We start from the raw sequence: 26209 nt of genomic DNA, 5'->3' as shown, positions 1-26209 counted from the left end.
GACCGGTTCACACACCGAACGACCGGAGGGCCGCGAGGAATTCCTCCGGTCGTTCGGTGTGTACGAGATGGCCCGCGTCGATGGTGACGAGTTCGGCGCCGGGGATCCGGCGGGCCATCCAGGCCAGGTCCTCCTGCGCGATCCGGCTGCTCGGGCCGCCGCCGATGACGAGGGTGGGGGCGGTGATGGCGCCGAGGAGTTCGCGGCCCGCCGGGTCGGGTTCGTTCAGCTGGGCGTCGGTGGACGGCACGATCGGCCAGTCGAAGTCCAGCTCCCCGCCGGGCCGTTCGGGCACCGGGCGCGGCGGGTCGAGCGGGAGGGGCGGCGGCGCCTCCTCGATGACCAGGCGGCCGATCAGTCCGGGCTGCCGCTCGGCGAGGAGGTAGGCGGCCGCACCGCCCATGGAGTGTCCGACGACGGTGGCACCAGCGAGGTTGCGGGCCTCCAGGAAGCCGTGCAGGTCGTCGCGGAACAGCTCGAAGGAGTAGCGGCCGGGCCAGTCGCTGAGCCCGTGGCCGCGGAGGTCGAAGGCGTACACCCGGTGGGTGGCGGCCAGCCGGGGGCCGATGTCCCTCCAGGTGGTGCTGTCGCCGCACCTGCCGTGGACGAGGACGACGGGCGGGGCCGCCGGGTCGCCCCAGACCCGGTAGGCGAGACGGACCCCGCCGGCCCGCACGCTGTGGACCTCGGGGTCCAGGAACGCCGTGACCGTACGGACGAACGCCCCCGCGTCGTCGATCCACGGGAAGTGCGCGGCGCCGCGCTGCACGGCGAACTCCGCGTGCGGGAAGAGCGCGGCCAGTTCGGCGGCCCGGTCGGGCGGGGTGAGGTGGTCGTACTCCCCGGCCAGGACGAGGACGGGTGCCGCCAGCTCGCGCAGGACGGGGACGGTCGCGGCCGGGTCGAAGGCGCCTTCGCCCGCATAGCGCACGGCCGCCTCGGCGTTGATCTGCGCGGGCGAAGCGGCGGCGTGTTCCCGCGCCGCCGCGTCCCAGCGCCCGTACATGAACGGCCGGGCCCCGGCGCGCAGTTCGTCCGTCAGCCGCCCCGCCCAGATCTCCTCCAGGGCCGCGCGCGCCTCCGCGTACCAGGGCTGCGCGCTGCGCAGCGCGGCCACCTCGCGGGCCTCGCGCCCGGCGAGGGGGAGGCCGGCGGCGCGCGTGGTGGGGGTGATGAGGACGAGGCTGCGCAGCCGGTCCGGGTGCCGGGCGGCGTAGAGCGCGGCGAGGTCGCCGGCCGCGGAGTGGGCGAGCAGATCGACACGTTCCAGGCCGAGGTGGACGCGCAGCGCTTGACGTCCGCGACGAGCCGGTCGCAGCGGTAGGTGGCCGGGTCCTCGGGCGCGGCGGAGTCCCCGGTGCCCCGCAGGTCCAGGAGGACCAGCTGCCGCCGGGCGGCGAGCCCGCCGAGACTTCCGAGGTAGGCGCTCGCCCGCATGGCACCGCCGGGCAGGCAGACCAGCGGGGCGCCCTCGCCCATGAGGTGGTAGGCCAGCTCGGTTCCGTCGTACGTGTGGAAGGTCGGCATGGGCCCATCCAAACAGGGCCGTCCGGGTGACGCAGCCGTGTTCGGTACGGGCGTATCCGGGTGGGCGGACGAGATGCGTCACCCCTCTTGCCAGGCGGTGGAAGATCCTGAATTACTGCTCCCGGAGGAGTCGACCGAATGATCGGTCGTCCGCACGGTGCGCACGGAACGAGGGAGGTCCGCATGACGGCTCTGCTGGACGCGGCGGAACGGATGAGCCGCGCCGGGCTGGAGGAGCTTCAGCTGGAACGGCTGCGGGCCACGCTGCGGCACGCGTACGAGAACGTCGGCCACTACCGGGCGGCGTTCGACCGGGCGGGGCTCCGGCCGGAGGACTGCCGCTCGCTCGCCGATCTGGCCCGCTTCCCGTTCACCACCAAGGCCGACCTGCGGGACAACTATCCGTTCGGGATGTTCGCGGTGCCCGAGGACCGGGTGCGCCGCGTCCACGCCTCCAGCGGGACGACGGGCCGCCCGACGGTCGTCGGCTACACGGCGAAGGACCTGGACACCTGGGCGGACGTGGTGGCCCGCTCCATCCGGGCGGCGGGCGGGCGCCCCGGGCACAAGGTCCATGTGGCCTACGGCTACGGGCTGTTCACCGGCGGGCTCGGGGCCCACTACGGGGCGGAGCGGCTCGGCTGCACGGTGATTCCCGCGTCCGGTGGCATGACATCCCGTCAGGTCCAGCTGATCCAGGACTTCAGGCCCGACATCATCATGGTGACACCCTCGTACATGCTGACCATCCTCGACGAGTTCGAGCGGCAGGGTGTCGATCCCCGGTCGACCTCGCTGAAGGCGGGGATCTTCGGGGCCGAGCCGTGGACGCGGGAGATGCGGCGCGAGATCGAGGAGCGGTTCGCGATCGACGCGGTCGACATCTACGGGCTCTCGGAGGTGATGGGTCCCGGGGTGGCGCAGGAGTGCGTGGAGACGAAGGACGGGCTGCACATCTGGGAGGACCACTTCTATCCGGAGGTGGTCGACCCGTTCACCGGGGAGGTGCTGCCCGACGGTGAGAAGGGGGAGCTGGTGTTCACCTCGCTCACGAAGGAGGCCATGCCGGTGGTCCGGTACCGGACACGCGACCTGACCCGGCTGCTGCCGGGCACGGCCCGGGTGTTCCGGCGCATGGAGAAGGTCACCGGCCGCAGCGACGACCTGGTGATCCTGCGCGGGGTCAACCTCTTCCCCACCCAGATCGAGGAGATCGTGCTGCGCACGCCCGGGGTGTCGCCGCACTTCCAGCTGCGGCTGACCCGTGAGGGCAGGCTCGATGTGCTGACGGTGCGTGCGGAGGCCCGGCCGGAGGCGACACCTCGGCAGCGGGCGGAAGCCGCGGCCGCCGTCGCGGCGGCGGTCAAGGACGGGATCGGGGTGTCGGTCGGCGTCGAGATCCTCGACCCGGAGACGCTGGAGAGGTCGGTCGGCAAGTTCCGCCGGATCGTGGACGAGCGGGAACGGCCGGGAGGCTGACCGCCCCGCTCCCCCGCCCTCCCCCGGCGGTGCGGGGACAACTCCCCTGATGGGCCCATGGGTTGCTGTGGCAGGATGAGGCCAAGTGGCCGTTGCTGTCCGCAGGGGAGGTGCGTGCGGCCCGCGCGCTCGCAGTGCGTGTTCTCCCCGCAGAAGACTCTGGAGCTCCCCATGACGCCAGGCCCGGCCAACACCCCGGTCGACACCAGCAGGCCGCACCCGGCCCGCGTCTACGACTACCTCCTGGGCGGCAAGGACCACTACCCCGTCGATCAGCAACTGGGCGAGCAGATGCCGCCCGTGGCGAAGGCCGGTGTCGCACAGAACCGGGCGTTCATGCAGCGGGCGGCCGACTGGGCGGTGCGCTCGGGCATCGACCAGTTCCTCGACATCGGCACCGGCATCCCGACGCAGCCGAACCTCCACCAGATCGTCCAGCAGGTCAACCCGGCGGCCCGGGTCGTCTACACGGACAACGACCCGATCGTCCTGCGGCATGCCGAGGCGCTGCTCGTCAGCACCCCGGAAGGGGCCACCGACTACGTGGAAGCCGATGTGCGCGAGCCGGGGAGGATCCTCGAACACGCCCGTACCGTGCTGGACTTCGAACGGCCGGTGGCGCTGTCCCTCATCGCCCTCATGCACTTCGTCCCCGACGAGGACGACCCGTACGGCGTCACGCGCGCCCTGCTGGACGCGCTGCCGGCCGGCAGCTGCCTGGTGCTCTCCCACTTCACCAGGGAATTCCTCACCGCCGACGAGGACAAGACCGACCGCTACACCTCCAGCGGGATCACCCTGCGCCCCCGTACGCGCGTGGAGGTCGCCCGGTTCTTCGAGGGGCTCGACCTGGTCGAACCGGGTCTGGTGACCGCCCCGCAGTGGCACCGGGGCACGCCCGCCCCGGAGCGCCGGGAGTTCAGCGACAGCTTCCACGTCGGGGTCGGCCTCGTCCGCGGGTAGCCGCGTGGGGGCCCGGGGCCGTCAGGCGAAGCGGTCGCGCAGCTCCCTCTTGAGGATCTTGCCGCTGGCGTTGCGCGGGAGGCCGTCCACGAACAGGATCCGCTTCGGGGCCTTGAAGTGGGCGAGCCGCTCGCGGGCGTGTGCGATCAGCTCGTCCTCGGTCGCCGCCTCACGCAGGACGACGACGGCGGTGACCGCCTCGATCCAGCGCTCGTCGGGCAGCCCGACGACGGCTGTCTCGGCGACGGCGGGGTGGGTGTAGAGGGCGTCCTCGACCTGCCGGGAGGCGACGAGGACGCCGCCGGAGTTGATGACGTCCTTCACCCGGTCGACCACGGTGAAGTAGCCCTCCGCGTCCCGGACGGCCAGGTCGCCGGAGTGGAACCAGCCGTCGCGGAACGCCTCGGCGCTCTCCTCGGGCTTGTCCCAGTAGCCGCCGCACAGCTGGGGCGAGCGGTAGACCACCTCGCCTGCGGTGCCGTCGGGGACGTCCTTGCCGTCCTCGTCGACCACCTTGGCCTCGACGAAGAGGACGGGCCGGCCGCAGGAGTCCATCCGGCCCTCGTGCTCGTCCGGTCCGAGGACGAGGGCCAGCGGGCCGATCTCGCTCTGGCCGAAGCAGTTGTAGAAGGCGAGGTCCGGCAGCCGCTCGCGCAGCCGCTCCAGGACGGGAACGGGCATGATCGACGCCCCGTAGTACGCCTTGCGCAGGCCACCGAGGTCGCGGGCGGTGAACTCGGGGTGGTTGGCCAGGGCGATCCACACGGTGGGCGGGGCGAAGAGGCTGTCGGCCTGCCCGGACTCCACCAGATCGAAGACGCGGCCCGCGTCCGGCGCGTCGAGGACCGTGTTCTCGGCGCCCACCGCCAGATACGGCAGCAGGAAGACGTGCATCTGCGCCGAGTGGTAGAGCGGCAGCGCGTGCACGGGCCGGTCGCCGGCCCGCAGGTCGAGAGCGGTGACGGCGCTGACGTACTCGTGGACGAGGGCGCCGTGCGTCATCATCGCGCCCTTGGGGAGCGCGGTGGTCCCCGAGGTGTACAGCAGCTGGACCAGGTCGTCCGCGGCCGGCTCGTGCGTGGAGACGAAGGGGCGCGGGGTGCCGAGTTCGGCCAGCAGCGAGCCCTCGTCGTCGCGCAGCGGCCGCACGGCGAACCCGTCGGGGACCCGGGCGGCCAGGTCCGGGTCGGTGAGGACCAGGGAGCTGCCGGACTGGCCGAGGATGTACGCCAGGTCGTCGCCGGTGAGGTTCTGGTTGACCGGCACGTGGACGAGCCCGGCCCGCGCGCAGGCGAGGAAGGCGATCAGGTACACGTCGGAGTTGTGGGCGTAGGAGGCGACCCGGTCACCCGGGCGCAGCCCGTGCCCCTCGGTCAGGGCGGCGGCCGCGGTGGCGACGGCCTCGTCGAGCTCGCGGTAGGTCCAGGTCCGTCCGGCGTACCGCAGGGCGGTGCGCTCGGGGGTGCGCCGTGCGCTGCGGGTCACGACTCCGTCGACTGTGCTGCTGCGTACACCGGTCATGGCGTGATCCTGTGCGGCCGGGGCTCTTCGGTCAAGGGTCTTGATCCCATCGGCGCCGCCGGCGGGCCCGGTGGGGGTCAGCCGTGGTCCTCCCAGTACGGTGCGCGCAGCCGGCGTTTGTAGAGCTTGCCGTTGGGGTCGCGCGGCATGGTGGTGATGAAGCCGAGGCTCCTGGGGCGCTTGTATCCGGCGAGCAGCCCGGCGCAGTGGCCGAGGATCGCGTCGGCGAGCGCGTCGGCCGCCTCGTACCCCTCGGCGGTCTCGACCACGGCCCGGACCTCCTCGCCCCAGTCGGGGTGCGGGATTCCGAAGACGGCGGCGTCGGCGACGGCGGGATGGGTGAGCAGCGCGCTCTCGATCTCCGCGGGGTAGATGTTGACGCCGCCCGAGATGATCATGTCGATCTTGCGGTCGCGGAGGAAGAGGTAGCCGTCCTCGTCCAGGAGACCGAGGTCGCCGACGGTGAAGAAGTCGCCGATGCGGTTCTTCCTGGTCTTGCCCTCGTCCTTGTGGTAGCTGAAGCCTCCGGTGCTCATCTTCAGGTAGACGGTGCCCAGTTCGCCCGGTCCCAGGCGGTTGCCCTCGTCGTCGAAGACGGCGAGTTCGCTGATCGGCCAGGCCCTGCCGACGGTCCCGGGCTTCTTCAGCCAGTCGTCGGCGGTGGCGAAGGCTCCGCCGCCCTCGCTGGCCGCGTAGTACTCCTCGACGCACCGGCCCCACCAGTCGATCATCGCGCGTTTGACGTGGTCGGGGCAGGGGGCGGCGCCGTGGATGGCGTGCCGCATCGCCGTCACGTCGTAGCGCGCGCGGACCTCTTCGGGCAGGGCGAGGAGGCGGTGGAACTGGGTGGGGACCATATGGGTGTGGGTGCAGCGGTGGGTGTCCATCGCGTGCAGCATGTCCTCGGGCGTCCACTTGTCCATCAGGACGAGGGGGTGGCCGATGTGCAGGGCCGCTCCGGCGAACTGGAGGACGGCGGTGTGGTAGAGCGGCGAGCAGACGAGGTGGACGTTGCCGTCGAAGGGTTTGATGCCGAAGATGCCGAGGAATCCGCCGAGGTGGCTCTCCTCGGGCAGTCTGCCGGGCAGAGGCCTGCGGATGCCGCGCGGGCGGCCGGTGGTGCCCGAGGTGTAGTTCATGACCCAGCCGAGCGTGCGGCCCTGCGGGGGCGTCGCGGGCCGGTCGGCCAGCAGTTCGGCGTACGGGCGGAATCCGTCGACGGCGCCGACCCCGTAGCGGTGGCTCGCGGGCAGCTTCGCCTCGTCGGCTGCGGCGGTCGCGGCCTCGGCGAAGCGTTCGTGGGCGATGAGCACCTTGGCGCCGGAGTCGGCGACGATCCAGGCGATCTCGGGGCCGACCAGGTGGTGGTTGACGGGAACGAGGTAGAAACCGGCCTGGGTGGCGGCGAGGTAGGCGGTGAAGAACTCGACGCCGTTGGGCAGCACCACGGCGAAGGCGTCCCCCTCCGCCAGGCCCGCCGCGCGCAGTCCGTGGACCATGCGGTTGGCCTCGGCGTGCAGCCGGCCCGCCGTCCAGCCCTCCCCGTCGGGCGCGGTCAGGACGGTGCGGCCGGGGTCGGCGGTGGCCTGGGCCCAGAAGCCGTTGGGCGGCTGGTTCATGAGGCGCTCCGTCCGGCGATGCGGTTGATCCGGTCCACGGCACGTTCGAAACCGCGGGTCAGCTCGTCGAAGACGGCCTGTACCGGGCGTTCGGTGTTCATCCGGCCGACGATCTGGCCGACCGGGGTGCCGAGCAGGGCAGGTGTCTCGTACTTCTGGATACGGGAGAGGGCCTCGGCGACCAGGAGGCCCTGGAGCGGCATGGGCAGCGTGCCGGGCCCGGCCGGGTCGTCCCAGGCGTCCGTCCACTCGGTACGCAGCTGACGTGCGGGTTTACCGGTCAGGGCGCGGGAGCGGACGGTGTCGCCCGAGCCGGCGGCGAGCAGCTTGGCGGTCAGCGCCCGGGAGTGCAGATCGGCCTCCTCGGTGGTGAGCCAGAGGGAGCCGAGCCAGACGCCCTGGGCGCCGAGTGCCAGTCCGGCGGCGATCTGCTCGCCGCTGCCGATGCCGCCGGCAGCGAGGACCGGGAGCGGTCCGACCGCGTCGACCACGTCCGGGACGAGGACCATGGAGGCGATCTCGCCGGTGTGGCCGCCCGCCTCGTAGCCCTGGGCGACGACGATGTCGATGCCGGCGTCCGCGTGGTGGCGGGCGTGCCGGGCGCTTCCGGCGAGGGCGGCGACGCGGACGCCGCGGTCGTGGGCGCGGGCGACGACGTCGGCGGGCGGTGAACCGAGCGCGTTGGCGAGGAGTCTGATGGGGTAGTCGAAGGCCACGTCGAGCTGATTGCGGGCGACCTCCTCCATCCAGCCCGTGATGCGCCAGCCGGAGGCCTCTCCCTCGGCGAGCGCGGGCACGCCGTGTGCGGCCAGGGTCTCCTGGACGAACTGCCGGTGGCCGGGCGGGATCATCGCCTCCACCTCGGCCTCACTCACCCCCTCCACCTTCTTGGCGGGCATGACGACGTCGAGTCCGTAGGGCTTGCCGTCGGTGTGTTCCTGCATCCAGTCGAGGTCGCGTGCGAGGTCGTCGGGGGCGGTGTAGCGGACCGCGCCGAGCACACCGAATCCCCCGGCCCGGGTGATGGCCGCGGCCACCGCGGGGAACGGCGTGAAGCCGAAGATGGCGTGCTCGATCCCCAGTTGTTGGCTCAGCTCCGTCTCCATGGGCGGCAGGATGCCGCAGTCCGGCGACCGAGGGAAGAGATTTTCTGATGCGGTGTCAGATTCTTTGTGGCTCCGGCCCCTACGGGACGGCGGGCGCTGACAGTACCCTCTGCCTCGGCAGGAAGTTTCATGCTCGGAAGATATTTAGAAAGTTACTTTCAGGCAGTGGGAAGGGGTTGCGGATGACGCAGGACACGGCGGGCGAGGGCATCAGCCGGCGGCGGCTGGGGGGTGGGATGCTGGCCCTGGGCGGAGCACTCGCCCTGGCGCCCATCCCGTTCGCGGGCACGGCGTCTGCCACGGAGCCGGGAACGGGGGCGGACATGAGCGCGGGAAGCGGGTCGGGGCACGGCGCCCGGCCGACCCTGCGGCGCGGCACCGCCGCCCGCGCGGGCCTGCTTCAGGAACCGCTCGACCAGCTGGTCACCGAGGCGGAGCGCTACCTCGCCGACTCACCGGCACACCCGTGGTACGCGGGCGCGGTCCTGCTCGCGGGCCGGGGCGGAACGGTGGCGCTGCACCGGCCGATCGGCAAGGCGGTGCGCTACTCGGCGTATGACGAGACCACCGACACGGGGGTGGAGTTCCCGGCGGACCAGCAGATCGCCATGGCCGAGGACACGGTCTTCGACCTGGCGTCGGTTTCGAAGCTGTTCACCTCGATCCTGGCCGTGCAGCAGATCGAGCGGGGCACTCTGGAGCTGGAGGCGACGGTCGCCTCCTACCTGCCGGACTTCGCGGGCGGCGGCAAGCAGGACATCACGATCCGTCAGCTGCTCACGCACACCTCCGGGTTCACCGCGTGGATCCCGCTCTACGACGCGCCGACCAGAGAGGGCAAGCTCGAACTCCTGTGGAACGAGGTGCCGGCGAACCCGCCCGGCACGGTGTACCTCTACTCCGACCTCAACCTGATCTCGCTCCAGCTGGTACTGGAGAAGCTGACCGGCCGGTCCCTGGACGTACTGCTCCGCGAACGGATCACCGCTCCGCTCGGCATGCAGCGCACCCGGTACAACCCGCCCGCCTCCTGGAAGCCGAAGATCGCCGCCACCGAGGACGCCCGGCTCCCCTGGTCCGGCCTCGAACGCGGCCTGGTCTGGGGCGAGGTGCACGACGAGAACGCGTACAGCCTGGACGGGGTCGCCGGTCATGCCGGGGTGTTCTCGTGCGCCTGGGACCTGGCGGTCCTCGCGCGCACCCTGCTCAACGGCGGGGTCTACGGCCGGGCCCGCATCCTCTCCGCCGAATCGGTCGACCTGCTGTTCACCGACTTCAACACGGCGTTCCCCGGTGACGCGCACGGTCTGGGCTTCGAGCTCTACCAGCACTGGTACATGGGCGCCATGGCCACGCCCCGGACGGCCGGTCACACCGGCTTCACCGGGACCAGCCTGGTCCTGGATCCGAGCACGGACTCGTTCCTGATCGTCCTCGGCAACTCGGTGCACCCGGTACGCAACTGGCGCTCCGGCAGCGCGCCGCGCGTCGCCACCGCCAACCAGATGGCGCGGGCCGTCGCGGTCCGGCCGGACCGCGGCCGTACGGCCTGGTTCTCCGGGATGGCCGGCGCCGCCACCGCGACCCTGGCGCTGCCGCCGCTGGCGCTCGCCTCCTCGCGCGCCCGGCTGAGCTGTGCGCTGTGGTGGGACACCGAACCCGAGTCGGACTTCCTCCTCCTGGAGGCGTCCACGGACGCCGGGGCCACCTGGCAGCCGGTCCCGTTCACCACCACCCCCACCGGGCAGGGGCGGCGACCGCGGCCCGAGCCGCATCCGGAGGGCTCGCTCTCCGGTTGGTCGGGCCGGGTCTGGCACCGCGTCGAAGCCGGCCTCGGCGACTGGCGCGGCGCCCGCGTCCACCTCAGGTGGCGCTACACCACCGACCAGCTGTACGTGGGCCGGGGGGCGTATGTGGACGCCATCCGGGTCGAGGACGGCAGGCGTACGGTCTTCGACGAGACCAGGTCGCCGGACGCCCGCCGCATCGAGGCCGACGGCTGGGCCCCCTCCGCCGACTGACACCGGCGACGGCCGCGTACGCGGGGCGGATGAGCCCGGCCGCCCCGCGTACGCACCGGGACTCAGAGCAGGCAGAACTCGTTGCCCTCCGGGTCCGCCAGCACGTAGTGGTCGGGCCTGCCCTGAGCCTCGTGCTCCCCCAGGACCGTCGCCCCGGCGGCGGTCAGCCGCGCCAGCGCCTCCCGCACGCGCGGCCACCGCACCTCCCACGGCACGTCACGGCCGCCGCCCGCCTGCACATCCAGGTGCAGTCGGTTCTTCCCGGCCTTCGCCTCGGGCACCTTGAGGAAGGACAGGGCCGGCCCCCGGCCGTCCGGGTCCGCCAGGTAGGCGCCGTCGTCCCACTCCTCCTCGGGGACGCCGAAGTGCGCGAACCACTCCTCCCAGCTGCCGAAGCCCTCCGGCGGGGGCTTCGGCGCGTACCCCAGGGCGAGCGCCCAGAACCGCGCGAGACGCGCGGGGCGCGCGCAGTCGATGGTCGGACTCCAGCGTATGGGCATGTGCTCCTCCGGTCTGCGGGCGTCGGGCCCCGCGGTACGTCGCCGGTCAGCGGGGCCCGGTTCAGCGGCCGAGTGCCGCCATCGCGGCGTTGTGGCCGGGGACGCCGCTCACCCCGCCGCCGCGGACCGCGCCCGCCCCGCACAGCAGGACGTTGGGGTGCGCGGTCTCCACGCCCCAGCGGCCCGTCGTCTCCGTGGCGTACGGGAAGGCGAGGTCGCGGTGGAAGATGTGACCGCCGGGCAGCCGCAGGTCGCGTTCGAGGTCGAGGGGGGTCTTCGCCTCGATGCAGGGCTCGCCGTCGGCGTCGAGCGCCAGGTAGTCGGCGACCGGCTCCTCCAGGTGGGCGTCGAGTTCGGCGAGGGTGGCCCGGAGCAGGGCGGCGCGGGCGCCCTCGTTGTCCGCGGCGAAGAGGCGGGCGGGGGTGTGCAGGCCGAAGAGTGTGAGGGTCTGGTAGCCGCGGCCGGCGAGGTCCGGACCGAGGATGGAGGGGTCCGTCAGCGAGTGGCAGTAGATCTCCGAGGGCGGCGCGGCGGGCAGCCGGCCGGCCGCCGCGTCCCGGTGGGCGGCGGCGAGCTGCCCGTACCCCTCGGCGATGTGGAACGTACCGGCGAACGCCTCACGCGGGTCGACGGACCGGTCGCGAAGCACGGGCAGCCGGGTGAGCAGCATGTTCACCTTCAGCTGGGCCCCTTCGGGCGGCGCGGGCGGCTCGTCGCCGAGCAGCGCGGCGAGGGCCTGCGGGGAGGCGTTGACCAGGACCCGGCGGGCGCCGACGGCGTGTTCCCCGTCCTCCGTCCGTACCGTCACCTCGGCGCGCGTCCCGTCGGTGTCGATGCGGACCGCCTCGTGCCCGGTCCTGATCCGTGCGCCGGCGGTCCGGGCGGCCCCGGCGAGCGCGTCGGTGAGCGCGCCCATGCCGCCGACCGGAACGTCCCAGTCGCCGGTGCCGCCGCCGATCACGTGGTAGAGGAAGCAGCGGTTCTGGAGCAGCGAGGGGTCGTGGGCGTCGGCGAAGGTGCCGATCAGCGCGTCGGTGAGCACGACGCCGCGCACGAGGTCGTCCGCGAAGTACTGCTCGACGGCGACGCCGATGGGCTCCTCGAACAGCGTGCGCCAGGCGTCCGTGTCATCAATCCGCTCGCGCAGCGCGTCGCGGACGGGCAGCGGTTCGGTCAGGGTCGGGAAGACGCGCTCGGCGACCCGCCCGGTCATCGCGTAGAAACGCTGCCACGCCTCGTACTCCCGGTCGGATCCGGTGAGCGCGGCGAAGGAATCACGGGTGCGGTCACCGCCGACGAGCAGCCCGGTGGGGCGCCCGTCGCGGACGGCCGGGGTGTACGAGGAGACGGTCCGCTTGCGTACGGCGAAGTCCAGGCCGAGATCGCGGACGATCTTCCGCGGCAGCAGCGACACCAGGTAGGAGTAGCGCGAGAGCCGGGCGTCGACGCCCGCGAAGGGGCGGGTCGAGACGGCCGCGCCCCCGGTGGCGGCGAGCCGTTCCAGGAGGAGGACGGTCTGTCCGGCGCGGGCCAGATAGGCCGCCGCGACCAGGCCGTTGTGGCCGCCGCCCACGATCACCGCGTCATAGCTGTCCCGTACGGTCATGCCCCTTGGTAGCACGGCGGGGGCGGCCCGGCCAGAGCGGGTGCCGGTCAGGGCTGGGGCCGGCCGCGCTGCTGCCGGAGCGCCGCCACCTCGCGGTAGAGGCCGGCCGCCTCGTGGGCGCGGCCCAGCTGTTCGAGGCAGTGCGCCTCGTCGTCGCGGCCGGCGAGCGTGTCGGGGTGGCCGGGGCCGAGCAGCCGGGTCCGCGCGTCGGCGACCTGCCGGTAGGTGTGCAGGGCCTCCGTCCACCGGCCGAGCCAGCCCAGGGCGACGGCGACCTCGCGGCGGCTGACGAGCGTGTCGGGGTGGTCGGCGCCCAGCACCCGTTCCCTGGCCGCGCACACCGCCTGCGCCTCGGCCAGGGCCTCGTCCCAGCGGCCCAGCCGGCCGAGGTTGACGCCCAGTCCGTGGCGGGCGCGCAGGGTTTCCGGATCGTCCGGGCCGCCTGCCCGGGTGCGGTCGGCGACGAGCGCGCGGTACAGCTCCAGCGCGTCGGCGCTGCGGCCGAGCCGTCCGAGGCTGATGCCGACCTCGTAGCGGGTGGCGAGGGTGTCCGGGTGGTCGGCGCCCAGCAGCCGGGTCCGCGCGTCGGCGACCTGCCGGTAGGTGTGCAGGGCCTCCGTCCACCGGCCGAGCCGCCCGAGCGCGTAACCGACCTCGTAGAGGGTGACCAGGGTGTCGGGGTGGCCGGCGCCCAGCACCCGGGCGCGGGCCGCCGCCACGTCCCGGGCCATGCGGTACGAGTCCTCCAGGCGTCCCAGCCTGCTGAGGCTGAAGGCCAGGTTGTGGCGGCAGCGCAGGGTGTCGGGGTGATCGGGCCCCACCGCACGCTCACTCGACACGAGGACGGCCGCGTGCAGTTCGTGGGCCTCGTCGTGGCGGCCGAGCCGGCCCAGCGCGTACGCCATCTGCTGCCGGGCGGCGACGGTCTGCGTGTGGTCGGGGCCCAGGGTGCGTTCGCGGGCCTCGGCGATCCGGCCGAACTCGCGCAGCGCGTCCTGCGCCCGCGCCTTGCGGCTCGGTTTCGTCTCCAGCTCGTAGCGGCCGGCGAGGGTGCCGTGCGCGGCGGGCGGCGCGGGGTCGGGGCGTGGACCGGTGCCGCTGCCGGTGGTCCAGGCGCGGGTCAGGGCCTCCGAGGGGCCGGCCGGGGCCGGGTTCGCCGTGCCCGTCGCCTTGAGGCCCCCGGTGATCCGCCGCGCCCATGCGGGGGGCGACGGTGCGGCGGGGCGCCGGCCGGGGAGCGGCACGGGGGCGGGCGGGGCGAGCGGCACCTGGCCGGTCGGCTCCAGGGAGGGGTGCTCGCCGGTGCGGCCCACCGCGATGCGGCGGCGCAGGTCGTGGGCGTCGGCCGGCCGCTCGTCCGGGGTCTTGGCGAGCAGGTCCAGGACGACCCGGTCGAAGAACCCGGGCAGTTCGGCGCGGTGCGAGCGCGGCGGCTCGGGCTGCGTGTCGCGGTGGCCGACGAGGATGCCCCAGGAGTCCTCCAGGTCGAAGGGCGGGGCCCCGGTCGCGATCTCGTACAGCACGCAGCCCAGCGAGTACAGGTCGCTGCGGTGGTCGACCTGGCCGCCGATGATCTGCTCGGGCGACATGTAGTGCGGGGTGCCCATGGCGACGCCGACGCCGGTGAGCCGGGAGGTGACGGGGATGCCGTGGCCGGGCCTCGCTATGCCGAAGTCGCAGATCTTCACCGTCCCGTCGGACAGCCGCATGATGTTGGCGGGCTTGAGGTCGCGGTGGACGATGCCCTGCTGGTGGGTGTAGCCGAGGGCGTCGGCGACCTGTTCGGCGATGTCGACGATGTCGTCGACGGGCAGCGGGTGCTGCTCGTTGTCCGCCAGGAGCTGGCTGAGGTTGCGGCCGTCCAGGAGCTCCATCACGAGGTAGAGCACGCCTTCGTACTCGCCGAAGTCGTGGACGACGGTGACGCCCCGGTGCTGGAGGGCGGCGGCGACCCGGGCCTCGCGGCGGAAGCGTTCGCGCACGATGCGGTTGAAGTCCTCGTCGTGCTGGGGGCTCATCGGCTTCAGGCATTTGACGGCGACCTGGCGGCCCAGCGATTCGTCGCGGGCGCGCCACACCTCGCCCATGCCGCCGCGCCCGATCAGGTCGAGCAGTCGGTACCGGCTCTGGATCAGCCTGGTTTCCGCCATCCCTGTTGCCGCCCCCGTCATTCCGCCTGCTGTCGCCGCGCCCTCCCCGGAGCGTCCAGTATGGCTGCCTGCCTCTTCAGTGTGTACGGGGTGGGGCGGCTGCCGGGTCCGAGCCGGGCCATCGCGTTCATGATGTGACCTGGCGGAAGCCGCCAGCGCAGCCGCGCGGGGACGGCCCGCAGGACTGTGCCGGCGGCCCGCAGGCGCCGGTCGACGGCGGCCGGCGGCGGCGCGGGGCGGCCGTACAGCTCCTGCGCGAACGGGGGCAGCGACTGGTAGGCGAGCGTCGCGACACGCCGCCACAGCAGGGCCCGTGCGGGGACGAGCAGGGGGTGGACGGGCGGCGTGCGCAGAAAGCTGTCGACGTCTTTCGCCTCCGGCGTCCGGACGAGGCACGGTCGTACGCGTGCGAAGTAGGCGGCCAGCTGCGCGGTCGTCGCGGGCACGCGCTCCGGGTCGAGGCCGACGAGGCGGGCGCCGCGGCGGTGTTCGTCGATGTACTGGTCGGCCTGCCGGCCGGTGATCGGGTAGCCGGAGCGGCGCAGGACCTGGAGGTAGGAGTCGGCCTCGGCGCAGTGCACCCACAGCAGCAGCTCGGGCTCGTCGACGCCGTAGGTGCGCCCGGTCGCCGGGTCGGTGGCCTTCAGGTGCCGGTGGATCTTACGGACCCGGGCGCCCGCCTTCTCGGCGGCTTCGGTGGTGCCGTAGGTGATGGTGCCGACGAAGCCCGCCGTGCGCATGAGCCGGCCCCAGGCGTCCTCGCGGAAATCGGAGTTCTGCATGACCCCGCGCACCGCGAGCGGGTGGAGCGCCTGGAGGTACAGGGCGCGCACACCGGCGACCCACATCATCGGGTCGCCGTGCAGCTGCCAGGTGACCGATGCGGGGCCGAAGAGCCCGGGGTCGGCTTGCGTCATGTGCGGGTACCTCCGGCTCGGCGGCGGTCCGGGGGCGATCCGCCGGATGCCCCCAGTGTGGCCGGGGGCGTGCCCGGTGGGCACCCGTACGGCGAGGGCGTCAGGCCGGCGGTGTGCGCAGCCGGGCGAGGAGGGACGCCTCCGCGGTGTCCGAGCGGGTGGCCTGCCAGCTGCTCAGCGGGACCGCCCGCGGGCGCACCGAAGCGGGCGGACCGGTGCCGGCGGCCCGGCCGGGGACGCCGCCTTGTCATACTGCTCCGATGACCAACCCGCCTGTCCCCGCGCTGGATTCGCTCTCCGGGCTCGCCTTCGGTGATGCCTTCGGCGACCGCTGGTTCGGCATCCTGCGCCGCGAGGGCCCGGAGCCCCTGGCGGCACGGATCCTGCCCCAGGAGCCGGTGTGGCGGTGGAGCGACGACACCGCCCAGGCGATCGTGCTCGTCCGCGAACTCGCCGAGGGCGGCGGCGCCGTCGACCAGGACCGCTTCGCGGTGCGCCTCGCCGAGGCGTACGCCGCCGACTCGCACCGCGGCTACGGCGCCTCGATGCACGACGTGCTCCGCCGGGTCGGCGCGGGCGAGCCGTGGCGGGACGTGGTGACCGGGATGTTCGAAGGGATGGGCTCCTGGGGCAACGGCGCGGCGATGCGCGTCGCCCCGCTCGGCGCCTGGCACGCCGCCGACCTCGATACGGCCGCCGAGCAGGCCGCCCGCCAGAGCGAGGTATCGCACCACCACCCGGAGGCGGTCGCCGGAGCGGTGGCGGTGGCCCTCGCGGCGGCGCTGGCCACACGCAGCCGGGGCGGACCTGCCCCGGCCCGTGCGGACTTCCTCCAGGAGGTCGCCGCTCGGCTGCCCGACAGCGATGTCCGGTCGGGGGTGCGGGTCGCCGCGCGGATGCCGGCCCGTACCTCGCTGCGGCATGCCGCGGAGGTCCTGGGCTCCGGCTACCGGATGTCCGGGCCCGACACCGTCCCCTTCGCCCTCTGGTGCGCGGCGGGACACCTGGACGGTCTGGAGGAGGGCCTGTGGTTCACCGTGGAGGGACGCGGCGACATTGACACCACGTGTGCCATCGCCGGCGGGGTGATCGCCGCTCGCACGGGCGTGGCCGCTCTCCCGCCCGCCTGGCACGCGGCCCGGGAACCGCTGCCCGCGATGGGTGAGGGCTCATGACCGCAACCCGCCGTGATACCCGCGCAGCCGGGGGGCGCGTACGGCGGGCAGTGCGGCCAGGGTGTCCTCGAAGGCGCGGCGGTGGGGCGTCAGCGGGCGCCAGGGGCGCGGCGGCAGGGGGTAGTCGTCGCGCAGGACACCGTCCGGAAGCACCCCCGTCGCGGGGATCGGTGAGGTCTCACCCGGGTGGGCGAGGTAGGCCCAGACCCCGCTGTCCAGCGGCACCACGGGCGCGTCGTCGCCGGGTGGGCGCCAGGGCGCACCCGTGAGGGGGTGGCGGGGTACGAGGATGATGTCGGGGCGGGGCCGGGGTGTGCGGATTCCCGGGCCGGCCAGCCCGACACCACGCGCGTCGGGACCGGCCGGCAGGTACCGGGCGACGGCGTGGCCGAGCAGCTCGGCGACGGGGCCGGCGGGAAGGATCACGGGGCGGTTCTCGGTGGCCGCCACGAGGTGGGCCAGCGCGACCCCGACCGCCGCCTCCCAGCGACGGCTCCACGACCCGTCGGATTCGACGGGCGGGACACGGTGCCCGGCGCGCTCCACCTCGTCCCAGCCGGGAGGCGGACCGTCGGGAAGCCCGGAGGGGCGGCGTACGACCGCGCCGGGCTCCAGCCATACCGTCTGCCACAGTCCGCAGTCGTCCATGCGGGTCGCCACGGCCCGCCCGCACCCCTCGCACGCCAGGTTGGGGCCGGCCCGGCCGTCCACACCCCGGCAGTAGCCCTCGCACTTCTCGGGTATCAGGGCCATGGACCGGGAGTCGCCGGGGGCGACGACGATCCTGTTCCGCGCGCCGAAGGAGACGGAGTGCACCGGCGCGTACACGCCCTGGCGGGCAGCCGCGTCCTCTCCGACCTCCTCCCACGGCCGCCAGGGCGGTCCGGTGGGCCGGGGGTCGACGGCGTACGTCGCGGGCTCCATCAGCGGAGGATGGAGTTCCTCCCATCCCCCGTGATGGGTATGGACCGGCAGGGCCACCCGGGACACCGGCGCCGTCAGCTCCGTGCCGCAGCCGGCACACGCGAACACGTCCAAACAAGCTTCCCCTCGCCCCGAATCCCAGGGACTCGCCCCGGTTCCCAGGGAATTGTGCCTCGTCCAGGGCGAAGGGCCCACGGGATTTCTCGTACGGCGGGACCGCTGCGCCGCGCCCGCGCCGCCCCGTCAGGAACGGGTACCGCGTCACACCGCCTCAGCGCCGTACGCGCGGCATCCCGAGGCCGATCCAGGAGATGATCTCGCGCTGGATCTCGTTGTTGCCGCCGCCGAAGGTGAAGATGACGGCGGAGCGGTAGCCGCGTTCGAGTTCGCCGTGCAGGACGGCGCCGGCCGAGCCCTCCTTGAGGGGGCCGGCGGAGCCGACGACTTCCATGAGCCAGGCGTAGGCGTCCCGGCGCGCCTCGGAGCCGTAGACCTTGACGGCGGAGGCGTCCTGGGGGGTCAGGGTGTGGTGCTGGACGGCGGAGACCATCTGCCAGTTGAGGAGTTTCATCGCGTCGAGCCGGGCGTGGGTGCGGGCGAGGCGGGTGCGGACCCAGCCGAGGTCGATGACGCGGCGACCGTCGCCGAGGCGGGTCCCGGCGGCCCAGCGGCGGACGTCGTGCAGGGCGCGGATGGCCATGGTGCCGTGGGCGGCGAGCGTGACGCGTTCGTGGTTGAGCTGGTTGGTGATGAGGCGCCAGCCCTTGTTCTCCTCGCCGACCCGGTGGGAGACGGGGACGCGGATGTTCTCGTAGTAGCTGGCGGTGGTGTCGTGCGAGGCGAGGGTGTTGATGATGGTGCAGGAGTAGCCGGGGTCGGAGGTCGGGACGAGGAGCATGGTGATGCCCTTGTGGGCCGGGGCGTCCGGGTCGGTGCGGGCGGCGAGCCAGACCCAGTCGGCGGTGTCGCCGTTGGTCGTCCAGATCTTCTGCCCGTTGACGACGTAGCTGTCGCCGTCGCGGACCGCCCGGGTCTTGAGGGCGGCGAGGTCGGTGCCCGCGCCGGGTTCGCTGTAGCCGATCGCGAAGTCGGTCTCACCGGCCAGGATCCCGGGCAGGAAGGCGGCCTTCTGTTCGTCGGTGCCGAACTGCATGATCGTCGGGCCGACGGTGTTGAGGGCCATGAGCGGCAGGGGTACGCCCGCCTGGGCCGCCTCGTCGAAGAAGATGAACTGCTCCATCGGCGACAGGCCCCGCCCGCCGTACTCGGTGGGCCAGCCGACGCCGAGCCAGCCGTCGGCGCCCAGGCGCCTGATCGTCTGCCGGTAGAAGCGTTTCTGGGCGGCCGGGTCCCCGTAGCGGGCGTAGGCGTTGTCGGGGACCAGGGCGGCGAAGTACGTACGCAGTTCGGCGCGCAACTCCTGCTGCTGCGGCGTGTATTCGAGGTGCACGGCCCCTCCAGGATGCTCGCGGTCGCGTCGCCCGTGTGCGGCGGCGCACACAGTAGAACGTGTTGCAAGAATCCGGAAGGGGCGCGGCCCCTCGGTGGGTGGGTCAGCGCTTGACGGCGCGCAGCACGACGAACTTCGGGTCTCCCGCCACCGTGGTGCAGTTGCCGAAGACGCGGCGCAGGGCGGTGTGGTGGCCCAGGTGCCGGTTGGCGACCACCCAGAGCTCGCCGCCCTGGCGCAGCGCGCGACGCGCCCCGTGGAACATGTTCCGGGCGGTGGCGTCCGTCGTGGCCTGGTGGGAGTGGAAGGGCGGATTGTTCAGGACCAGGTCCGCGCTGCCGGGCTCGGCGCCGGCGAGGCCGTCACCGACGACGAAGCGGGCGCGGGCTCCGGGGCCGGTGTTGGCCCGGAAGGTTTCCTCGGCGGAGGCGACGGCCTGATGGGACTCGTCGATGAAGGTGGGCGTGGCGTCGGGGTTGGCGAGGGCGGCGGCGAGGCCGACGACGCCGTTGCCACAGCCGAGGTCGACGACCCGGTCGGGGCCGCTGCGGTCCGGCAGGTGCTTCAGGAAGAAGCGGGTGCCGATGTCGAGCCGGTCGGCGCAGAAGATCCCGGCGTGGTTGGTGACGGTGCGGCCGGCTACCGCTCCGGCGTCGTCGGGCAGCGCGTAACGCAGGGGCCAGGGGCTGGGGGTGCGGGGCAGGGCCGGGTCGGGCGCGCAGTGGATGAGCCGGGCCTTGCGGACCGCGAGGGAGGTGCGGGTGGGGCCGATGATCCGCTCGAAGAGGCTGAGCGTGGAGGTGTGGATCTCCTTGACCATGCCGGTGCCGACGACGACGGTGCCGGCATGCACGGCGGGCGCCAGCCGGTGCAGCTGGTCCTCCAGGAACGCGAGGCTCTTGGGCACCCGTACGAGGAGCACGTCGACGCGGTCCGGCGGGGTGTCGCGCGAGGACAGCATGCGCACGGCGTCCGCGGCCGCGCCGTTGCGCCGCAGGTTCGCCCCGGTCGCCCGCTGCGCGAGGAAGGAGTCGCTGATCTGCACGGGGCGGTGGGCGGCCAGCACCGTGCTCAGCGCGCCCCAGCGGTCCCCGACCACGACGAGGCGCCCGGAGAGGTCCACCGGATCCGCCCCGTCGGCCCCCTCCAGGTGCTGGAGCAGGTAGGCGTCGGCCGCGTCCCAGGCACGGAAGGGGTCGCGGGGGTCCTCGGGGTAGCGGGCGAGGTCGTAACCGGCCCCTGACGTCGTCAAACGGTTCATTGTGCGTTCAGGCTAACCGAGCGGGGCCGGCGCCCGTACACCCGCGGGCGGCGCGACGGCCGTACGCCGCCGCGCCGCTCCGCCGCCTACGGCAGTCGCTTGTCGAGGGCCGCCCGGCCCTCCCTGGCCAGGGTGCGCCGTGCCCACTCAAGGTTCTGCGGTGTCAGGTCGCGCCCCGACGCGAGCACCAGGTCCTCCGCCGAGGGGTCGTCGCTGGCTCCGGTGTGCAGAAGGGCGTCCGGGGTCACGCCCCGGGTACTGGATACGGATTCGGACTCGTCGCTCATGCCGCCTCCTTGTCCTTCCCGTCATTCTCGCCCTCCGCCGCCGGGGCCGCATCCGGTGCCGCGCGGTGGCCGGGGAGGGGGCTCCGGGCCCTCACTTGACCTGCACATGATAGATACGACGCGTTCACACATCGTCACGGTCCGCATGGAAGGCTCCGTTCACCACATAGCGAACACGACCACCGCGGAGCCGCCCCCCACCTCGTGACGGCGCCGCGGTGTGTGTTTTCCCGGAGAGGACACCCCACATGTCCCGTCGTCACCACCTTCACCTGCGGCGCTCCCTGCCCGCCGCGCTCGCCGTACTCGCGGTGCTCACCGGAACCGCCGCGGCCGCACCGGCCCCGGCCGCACCGTCCACCACCGCCGCCCCGCTCGCCTCGCTGGACGACACCTACTACCAGGACGCGGTCGGCAAGACCGGAACCGCGCTCAAGAGCGCACTGCACACGATCATCAGCGACCAGAGCAAGATCACCTACAGCCAGGTGTGGGACGCCCTGAAGGACACCGACGAGGACCCCGCCAACCCCTCGAACGTGATCGAGCTGTACACGGGCCGCTCCGAGCCCAAGAGCAACAACGGCGGCAGCGTCGGCCAGTGGAACCGCGAGCACGTCTGGGCCAAGTCCCACGGCAACTTCGGCACGGCCACCGGCCCCGGCACCGACATCCACCACCTGCGCCCGGAGGACGTCCAGGTCAACTCCACGCGCGGCAACAAGGACTTCGACAACGGCGGCAGCGCGGTGAGCGGCGCGCCGGGCAACTACACCGACAGCGACTCCTTCGAGCCGCGCGACGCCGTCAAGGGCGATGTGGCGCGCATGATCCTCTACATGGCGGTGCGTTACGAGGGCGACGACTCGTTCGCCGATCTGGAGCCCAACGACAGCGTGTCGAACGGCTCCGCCCCGAACATCGGCCGGCTCTCGGTACTGAAGACCTGGAGCCAGCAGGACCCGCCGGACTCCTTCGAGAAGCGGCGCAACGACGTCATATTCGACCAGTACCAGCACAACCGGAACCCGTTCATCGACCACCCCGAATGGGTGGAAGCCATCTGGTGACGGGGACGGCCCGGCCCGGTCGCCCCGGCGTCAGCCCCGCTGCGCCTGGGCGATCCGGGGGAACGTCTTGACGCCCGCGGCCTTGCGGCTGTTCGCGTGCTCACTGACGGTGCGGTTGGGCGGGGTGTCGGAGAAGCCGAGCACCACGGAGTCCAGCACCTTGCCCGACGCGTCGACGAACTCCACGCGCACCGCGTAGAAGGCCTCCTCGTCGGTGCGGTTGGTCACCCGCACCAGGGCGCTGCGGAACCGCTCCGACGGTTCGACCGGGAGGCCGCTGACGGAGACGTCGTCGACGGCGTCGCCCTTGCCCTCGACGCCCTTGAGGGTGGCTTCCGCCTTCTGCCTGCTGCGCTCCTCCTCGGCGGAGACCGATGCCGCGAAGTCCGCCTGGGAGCGTTCGCTCGGGGTCGGGCTGGGGCTCGCCGACGGCGCGGCGGACAGCGTGCGCGTGCTGCGCGCCGTGCCGGGCGACGAGGTGTCGGAGCTGCCGCAGGCGGCGGCACCGGCGACGAGCACCGCGGCGAGCACGGCGGGGGTCAGGCTGCGGGCTGCGCGGCCACCGAGGGCGCGCCGCACGGGGCTGGTCCGGTTCACAAACGCTCCGTCTACTGAAGGGGCGCGGGAAGCAGGACTCCCGCACCCGGAATGACCAACTCGCCCATATTAGGATCAAAAGGTATGAATTGACTCGTTGAATCACCCGCTCCGCACGCCGTGCGCGTAATTCCCCGGGAGGGAACTGATGGACACGGACGCTCTGACCGCCGGCCTGCTGCAGGAGCTGCGCGCGGCCAAGCCCTATCCGGCCCTGTCCCTGACCATGCCGACCCACCGGCGCGCCCCGGACAACGCCCAGGACGCCGTGCGGCTGCGCAACCTGCTCTCCGAGGCGGCCAACAGGCTGGACGCGGACCCGGCGGTCACCCGCGAGGCACGCACCGCGATCAGGCAGCAGCTCGACCGCGCGGTGGGCGAACTCGATCAGCGCCGTGCCCTGGACGCCCTGGTGCTCCTGGCGACGGCCGACGAGTACCGGATCTGGCGGCTGCCGCGTACCGCACCCGAACGGGTGGTGCTGAGCGACAGTTACCTGACCCGCAACCTCGTCGCCGCGAAGGCGCAGGCCCAGCCCTTCTGGGCGCTCACCGTGTCGTCCGACCACGCCGCCCTCTACAGCGGCACGGCCGACTCCGCGCAGGAGGCGCATATCGGCGGCTTCCCGCTGAAGGCCCCGCACTGGGACCCCAACCCGCAGCGCGAGGAGCGGATCGGCGACACGCCGAGCAACTTCACCAACGAGGACACCCGCAACTTCCTGCGCGAGGTGGACGAGAAGCTGCGCGCTGTCCTGGCCACCGACCCCCGGCCGCTGTACCTGGTCGGGCTCGCCCCCGCGCTCGCCCTGTTCGACGAGGTCGGCGAGAGCGCGAAGGGCGCGGCGGGCCGGGTCACCAAGGGCGCTCCGGCCGAGAACTCGGGGCCCGGGGACCTGCTGACCGAGCTGCGCCCGGCGCTGGAGGCCCGGCGGAAGCGGTTCGCGGCGGAGATCGACGGAAAGCTGGACGAGGCGCGCGGGCGCAAGACCTTCGCCGGCGGGCTGGACGAGGTGTGGGCCGCCGTGCGTGAGGGCCGCGCCGGTCTGGTGGCGGTGGAGGAGCACTACCAGCAGACGGTCCGGGTCGACCAGGAGCACCTGAAGCCGGTCGGGGACAACGCGGATCTGACGGACGAGGACGCCCGCGAGGACATCGTGGACGAGCTGGTCGAGTCGGCGCTGGACAGCGGCGCGGACGTGGTCTTCGTCGCGGACGACTCGCTCAAGGAGCACGGCCGGGTCGCGGCGGCCCTGCGCTACTGAGGCGCCGGCCCCGCTACGCTCACGGATGGGCCCGGACGGATCGCTCCGTCCGGGCCCATCCGCGTGGCGGCGGGCGCGGCCTCAGCCCTCCCAGACCCAGTTGGCCACCTCGGGCAGGTCGGTGCCGTGCTCGCGGATCCAGGCGTGGTGGCGGGTCCGGATGTCCGCCATCTCCTGACGCACCGCCACGGCCCGGACGCCGAGGCCGGGCACCCGGTCGATGACGTCCATGACCAGGCGGTAGCGGTCGAGGTCGTTGCGGACGACCATGTCGAAGGGCGTGGTGGTCGTGCCCTCCTCCTTGTAGCCCCGCACGTGCAGTTCGCCGTGGCCGGTCCGGCGGTAGGCCAGCCGGTGGATCAGCCAGGGGTAGCCGTGATACGCGAAGATCACCGGCCTGTCCCGGGTGAACAGCGCGTCGTACTCGGAGTCCGGCATCCCGTGCGGGTGTTCGGACTGCGGCATGAGCCGGGCCATGTCCACGACGTTCACCACCCGCACCGCCAGCTCCGGCAGATGGCGCCGCAGGAGGCCGGCCGCGGCCAGGGTCTCCAGCGTGGGGACGTCCCCGGCGCAGGCGAGCACGACGTCGGGTTCCCGGGTGCCGTCCTCGGTGCCCGCCCACTCCCACACCCCGGCGCCGCGCGCGCAGTGCACCCGGGCCTGGTCGAGGGTGAGCCAGTCGAAACCCGGCTGTTTGCCGGCCACGATGACGTTGACGTAGTCCCGGCTGCGCAGGGCGTGGTCGGCCACCGAGAGCAGGGTGTTGGCGTCCGGCGGCAGGTAGACGCGTACGACTTCGGGGCTCTTGTTGAGGATGTGGTCCACGAAGCCGGGGTCCTGGTGCGAGAAGCCGTTGTGGTCCTGGCGCCAGACGTGCGAGGTGAGCAGGTAGTTGAGCGAGGCGATGGGGCGGCGCCACGCCAGCCGGCGCGAGGTCCGCAGCCACTTGATGTGCTGGTTGACCATCGAGTCCACGATGTGCGCGAAGGCCTCGTAGCAGGAGAACAGCCCGTGCCGGCCGGTCAGCAGATAGCCCTCCAGCCAGCCCTGGCACAGGTGCTCGGAGAGGACCTCCATGACGCGGCCGTCGCGGGAGAGGTGCTCGTCGGTCGGGAGCGTACGGGCCTGCCAGGCCTTGCCGCTGGCCTCGTAGAGCGCGTCGAGCCGGTTGGACGCCGTCTCGTCGGGGCCGACGACCCGGAAGTCCCTGCGGTCGGCCGTGGCCGCCATGACCGCTTCGAGGAGCCCGCCCAGCACCCGGGTCGGCTCTCGCAGGGTGGTGCCCGGCCGCTCCACCTGGACGGCGAATCCGTCCAGTCCGGGGATGGGCAGGTCGCGCAGGAGCAGGCCGCCGTTGGCGTACGGGGACGCGCCGAGGCGGGCGGTCCCCTCGGGCACGCAGTCCAGGACCTGCGGGGTGGGGCGCCCCTCGGGATCGAAGAGTTCCCCGGGCCGGTAGGAGCGCAGCCACGCCTCCAGCTGACGCAGGTGGGCGGGGTTGTCGCGGACGCCGGGCAGCGGGACCTGGTGGGCGCGCCAGGTGCCTTCGACGGGCAGCCCGTCGACCTCGGCGGGGCCGGTCCAGCCCTTCGGGGTGCGCAGCACGATCATGGGCCACCGGGGCCGGTCCGTCCCGCCGCCGGTCCGGGCGGCGGCCTGGATCTCCTCGACGCGGTCGACGGCCCGGTCCATGGCGAGGGCCATCTCCCGGTGCACGGTGCGGGGGTCGTCCCCCTCCACGTACAGGGGTTCGTGTCCGTAGCCGCGCAGCAGGTCGTCCAGTTCGGCCTGTGGGAGGCGGGCGAGCACCGTCGGGTTGGCGATCTTGTATCCGTTGAGGTGGAGGACCGGCAGGACGGCCCCGTCGTGGACCGGGTCGAGGAACTTGTTGGCGTGCCAGGAGCCCGCGAGCGGTCCGGTCTCCGCCTCGCCGTCGCCGATGACGCAGGTGACCAGCAGGTCCGGGTGGTCGAGGGCGGCGCCGTAGGCGTGGCCCAGGGAGTAGCCGAGTTCGCCGCCCTCGTGGATGGAGCCCGGCGTCTCGGGCGCGACGTGGCTGGGCACGCCGCCGGGGTAGGAGAACTGCTTGAACAGCAGGCGCATGCCCTCGGCGTCCCGGCTGACATCGGGGTACGTCTCGGAGTAGCTGCCCTCCAGCCAGGAGCCGGCGAGGACGGCGGGACCGCCGTGACCGGGCCCCCAGACGCACAGGGCGTGGGTACCGCGCGCCCTGATCAGCCGGTTGACGTGGGTGTACACGAGGTTGAGGCCCGGTGAGGTGCCCCAGTGCCCGAGCAGCCTCGGCTTGATGTCCTCGGGCGTGAGCGGCCGGGTCAGCAGCGGGTTGTCCATGAGGTAGATCTGCCCGACGGCCAGGTAGTTGGCGGCCCGCCAGTGCGCGTCGAGCGCGTCGATCTCCTCCTCGGACGGGCCGGCCGCCGGCGGGGAGAGTGGGGCATCGCTCATGGTCACCTCTCAGCGGGCGGGTGCGGGGGGTGCCTCTATGTCCTTCGTCAAGGCGCCCCTGTCGGGTTTGGTGTGGTTCGGTGTGCTGGGGTTATGCGGCGAGCTCGACGTCCTTCGGTGTCCGGGATTCGTAGAAGGTGCCGTCGCGGAGCATGGCGAACAGGACGCTGATGCGTTGGCGGGCGAGGCGGAGGAGAGCTTGGGTGTGGGTCTTGCCGCGGGCTCGTTGCTTGTCGTAGTAGGCGCGGGAGGCGGGGTCGGCGTTCATGCAGGCGAAGGCGGACAGGAACATGGCCCGCTTGA

Annotated in this window: 19 protein-coding genes and 2 pseudogenes; 6 read left to right on the top strand and 15 right to left on the bottom strand. The window is 73.1% G+C overall.

Annotated features, from left to right (window positions below):
• Window positions 1-7: 7 nt before the first annotated feature.
• A pseudogene (locus tag B082_RS35610) lies at window positions 8-1527 on the bottom strand (alpha/beta fold hydrolase).
• 183 nt (window positions 1528-1710) lie between these two features.
• On the opposite strand from B082_RS35610, the gene paaK reads away from it, so the two are divergent.
• Both paaK and B082_RS0105050 read left to right on the top strand, forming a co-directional pair.
• Window positions 1711-3006, top strand: coding sequence for a phenylacetate--CoA ligase PaaK (gene paaK, locus B082_RS0105055; RefSeq protein ID WP_018550714.1), 1296 nt, complete (start codon window positions 1711-1713; stop codon window positions 3004-3006).
• 171 nt (window positions 3007-3177) lie between these two features.
• Window positions 3178-3969 carry an SAM-dependent methyltransferase gene (locus tag B082_RS0105050; protein ID WP_026249438.1) on the top strand — a complete coding sequence of 264 codons (792 nt, stop codon included), beginning with the start codon at window positions 3178-3180 and terminating at the stop codon, window positions 3967-3969.
• 21 nt (window positions 3970-3990) lie between these two features.
• Here the strand turns inward: B082_RS0105050 and B082_RS0105045 are convergent, their stop codons facing one another.
• The 3 genes from B082_RS0105045 to B082_RS0105035 form a co-directional block, all read right to left on the bottom strand.
• A complete protein-coding gene (locus B082_RS0105045; protein WP_018550712.1) occupies window positions 3991-5490 on the bottom strand; it encodes an acyl-CoA synthetase in 1500 nt (499 codons plus the stop codon).
• Between the two features lie 77 nt (window positions 5491-5567).
• On the bottom strand, window positions 5568-7109 hold the full coding sequence (locus tag B082_RS0105040) for an acyl-CoA synthetase (RefSeq protein ID WP_018550711.1): 1542 nt from the start codon (window positions 7107-7109) through the stop codon (window positions 5568-5570).
• Window positions 7106-8215 carry an NAD(P)H-dependent flavin oxidoreductase gene (locus B082_RS0105035; protein WP_018550710.1) on the bottom strand — a complete coding sequence of 370 codons (1110 nt, stop codon included), beginning with the start codon at window positions 8213-8215 and terminating at the stop codon, window positions 7106-7108. The genes B082_RS0105040 and B082_RS0105035 overlap by 4 nt, the downstream gene beginning before the upstream one ends.
• 182 nt (window positions 8216-8397) lie before the next feature.
• Here B082_RS0105035 and B082_RS0105030 point away from each other — a divergent pair, with 182 nt between their 5' ends.
• Window positions 8398-10236: a serine hydrolase domain-containing protein gene (locus B082_RS0105030; protein WP_018550709.1), complete on the top strand. Its 1839-nt coding sequence runs from the start codon at window positions 8398-8400 to the stop codon at window positions 10234-10236.
• Between the two features lie 62 nt (window positions 10237-10298).
• Here the strand turns inward: B082_RS0105030 and B082_RS0105025 are convergent, their stop codons facing one another.
• The 4 genes from B082_RS0105025 to B082_RS0105010 all read right to left on the bottom strand — a co-directional run bounded on the left by B082_RS0105025 (window position 10299) and on the right by B082_RS0105010 (window position 15409).
• Window positions 10299-10736 carry a VOC family protein gene (locus B082_RS0105025; protein WP_018550708.1) on the bottom strand — a complete coding sequence of 146 codons (438 nt, stop codon included), beginning with the start codon at window positions 10734-10736 and terminating at the stop codon, window positions 10299-10301.
• 61 nt (window positions 10737-10797) lie between these two features.
• The gene (locus B082_RS0105020; protein ID WP_018550707.1) at window positions 10798-12342 is read right to left on the bottom strand and encodes a phytoene desaturase family protein; all 1545 of its coding nucleotides are present in this window, start codon (window positions 12340-12342) and stop codon (window positions 10798-10800) included.
• Window positions 12343-12389: 47 nt separating this feature from the next.
• Complete coding sequence (locus B082_RS0105015; RefSeq protein WP_018550706.1) at window positions 12390-14492, bottom strand: serine/threonine-protein kinase; 2103 nt, start codon at window positions 14490-14492, stop codon at window positions 12390-12392.
• A 17-nt stretch (window positions 14493-14509) separates the two neighbouring features.
• Window positions 14510-15409 (bottom strand): oxygenase MpaB family protein, encoded by a 900-nt coding sequence (locus B082_RS0105010; protein WP_018550705.1) that lies wholly within the window; start codon window positions 15407-15409, stop codon window positions 14510-14512.
• A 260-nt stretch (window positions 15410-15669) separates the two neighbouring features.
• Here B082_RS0105010 and B082_RS0105005 point away from each other — a divergent pair, with 260 nt between their 5' ends.
• Complete coding sequence (locus tag B082_RS0105005; RefSeq protein ID WP_018550704.1) at window positions 15670-16584, top strand: ADP-ribosylglycohydrolase family protein; 915 nt, start codon at window positions 15670-15672, stop codon at window positions 16582-16584.
• On the opposite strand, the gene B082_RS0105000 is transcribed toward B082_RS0105005, so the two are convergent.
• The 4 genes from B082_RS0105000 to B082_RS0104985 form a co-directional block, all read right to left on the bottom strand.
• Window positions 16579-17622: a hypothetical protein gene (locus B082_RS0105000; protein ID WP_026249437.1), complete on the bottom strand. Its 1044-nt coding sequence runs from the start codon at window positions 17620-17622 to the stop codon at window positions 16579-16581. The genes B082_RS0105005 and B082_RS0105000 overlap by 6 nt on opposite strands.
• A 157-nt stretch (window positions 17623-17779) precedes the next feature.
• Window positions 17780-18958 (bottom strand): acyl-CoA dehydrogenase family protein, encoded by a 1179-nt coding sequence (locus B082_RS0104995; protein ID WP_018550702.1) that lies wholly within the window; start codon window positions 18956-18958, stop codon window positions 17780-17782.
• Between the two features lie 103 nt (window positions 18959-19061).
• Complete coding sequence (locus tag B082_RS0104990; RefSeq protein ID WP_026249436.1) at window positions 19062-20219, bottom strand: methyltransferase; 1158 nt, start codon at window positions 20217-20219, stop codon at window positions 19062-19064.
• A gap of 86 nt (window positions 20220-20305) precedes the next feature.
• The gene (locus B082_RS0104985; RefSeq protein WP_018550700.1) at window positions 20306-20506 is read right to left on the bottom strand and encodes a hypothetical protein; all 201 of its coding nucleotides are present in this window, start codon (window positions 20504-20506) and stop codon (window positions 20306-20308) included.
• A gap of 248 nt (window positions 20507-20754) precedes the next feature.
• Between B082_RS0104985 and B082_RS0104980 the strand changes: the two genes are divergently transcribed.
• On the top strand, window positions 20755-21576 hold the full coding sequence (locus B082_RS0104980) for an endonuclease I family protein (protein WP_018550699.1): 822 nt from the start codon (window positions 20755-20757) through the stop codon (window positions 21574-21576).
• A 30-nt stretch (window positions 21577-21606) separates the two neighbouring features.
• Here B082_RS0104980 and B082_RS0104975 read toward each other — a convergent pair whose 3' ends face one another.
• Window positions 21607-22173 (bottom strand): hypothetical protein, encoded by a 567-nt coding sequence (locus tag B082_RS0104975; RefSeq protein WP_018550698.1) that lies wholly within the window; start codon window positions 22171-22173, stop codon window positions 21607-21609.
• Between the two features lie 148 nt (window positions 22174-22321).
• Here B082_RS0104975 and B082_RS0104970 point away from each other — a divergent pair, with 148 nt between their 5' ends.
• Complete coding sequence (locus tag B082_RS0104970) at window positions 22322-23437, top strand: hypothetical protein (RefSeq protein WP_018550697.1); 1116 nt, start codon at window positions 22322-22324, stop codon at window positions 23435-23437.
• A gap of 81 nt (window positions 23438-23518) precedes the next feature.
• On the opposite strand, the gene B082_RS0104965 is transcribed toward B082_RS0104970, so the two are convergent.
• Both B082_RS0104965 and B082_RS0104960 read right to left on the bottom strand, forming a co-directional pair.
• Complete coding sequence (locus B082_RS0104965; RefSeq protein ID WP_026249434.1) at window positions 23519-25906, bottom strand: phosphoketolase; 2388 nt, start codon at window positions 25904-25906, stop codon at window positions 23519-23521.
• A gap of 91 nt (window positions 25907-25997) precedes the next feature.
• Window positions 25998-26209 (bottom strand): annotated as a pseudogene (locus tag B082_RS0104960) (IS110 family transposase); the annotation flags it as partial.

Origin of the sequence: Streptomyces sp. ATexAB-D23 (genome assembly GCF_000373645.1) — a bacterium.
GTDB classification, from domain to species: domain Bacteria; phylum Actinomycetota; class Actinomycetes; order Streptomycetales; family Streptomycetaceae; genus Streptomyces; species Streptomyces castrisilvae.
Note: the sequence above shows the minus strand (reverse complement) of the source record. Positions and strands in the feature narration are given on the sequence as shown.

What these genes read in the sequence shown, in the direction of transcription:
- paaK (WP_018550714.1), top strand. Translation starts at nt 1,711, where the DNA reads ATGACGGCTCTGCTGGACGCGGCGGAACGGATGAGCCGCGCCGGGCTG.
- B082_RS0105050 (WP_026249438.1), top strand. Translation starts at nt 3,178, where the DNA reads ATGACGCCAGGCCCGGCCAACACCCCGGTCGACACCAGCAGGCCGCAC.
- B082_RS0105045 (WP_018550712.1), bottom strand. Translation starts at nt 5,490, where the DNA reads ATGACCGGTGTACGCAGCAGCACAGTCGACGGAGTCGTGACCCGCAGC.
- B082_RS0105040 (WP_018550711.1), bottom strand. Translation starts at nt 7,109, where the DNA reads ATGAACCAGCCGCCCAACGGCTTCTGGGCCCAGGCCACCGCCGACCCC.
- B082_RS0105035 (WP_018550710.1), bottom strand. Translation starts at nt 8,215, where the DNA reads ATGGAGACGGAGCTGAGCCAACAACTGGGGATCGAGCACGCCATCTTC.
- B082_RS0105030 (WP_018550709.1), top strand. Translation starts at nt 8,398, where the DNA reads ATGACGCAGGACACGGCGGGCGAGGGCATCAGCCGGCGGCGGCTGGGG.
- B082_RS0105025 (WP_018550708.1), bottom strand. Translation starts at nt 10,736, where the DNA reads ATGCCCATACGCTGGAGTCCGACCATCGACTGCGCGCGCCCCGCGCGT.
- B082_RS0105020 (WP_018550707.1), bottom strand. Translation starts at nt 12,342, where the DNA reads ATGACCGTACGGGACAGCTATGACGCGGTGATCGTGGGCGGCGGCCAC.
- B082_RS0105015 (WP_018550706.1), bottom strand. Translation starts at nt 14,492, where the DNA reads ATGGCGGAAACCAGGCTGATCCAGAGCCGGTACCGACTGCTCGACCTG.
- B082_RS0105010 (WP_018550705.1), bottom strand. Translation starts at nt 15,409, where the DNA reads ATGACGCAAGCCGACCCCGGGCTCTTCGGCCCCGCATCGGTCACCTGG.
- B082_RS0105005 (WP_018550704.1), top strand. Translation starts at nt 15,670, where the DNA reads ATGACCAACCCGCCTGTCCCCGCGCTGGATTCGCTCTCCGGGCTCGCC.
- B082_RS0104990 (WP_026249436.1), bottom strand. Translation starts at nt 20,219, where the DNA reads ATGAACCGTTTGACGACGTCAGGGGCCGGTTACGACCTCGCCCGCTAC.
- B082_RS0104985 (WP_018550700.1), bottom strand. Translation starts at nt 20,506, where the DNA reads ATGAGCGACGAGTCCGAATCCGTATCCAGTACCCGGGGCGTGACCCCG.
- B082_RS0104980 (WP_018550699.1), top strand. Translation starts at nt 20,755, where the DNA reads ATGTCCCGTCGTCACCACCTTCACCTGCGGCGCTCCCTGCCCGCCGCG.
- B082_RS0104970 (WP_018550697.1), top strand. Translation starts at nt 22,322, where the DNA reads ATGGACACGGACGCTCTGACCGCCGGCCTGCTGCAGGAGCTGCGCGCG.
- B082_RS0104965 (WP_026249434.1), bottom strand. Translation starts at nt 25,906, where the DNA reads ATGAGCGATGCCCCACTCTCCCCGCCGGCGGCCGGCCCGTCCGAGGAG.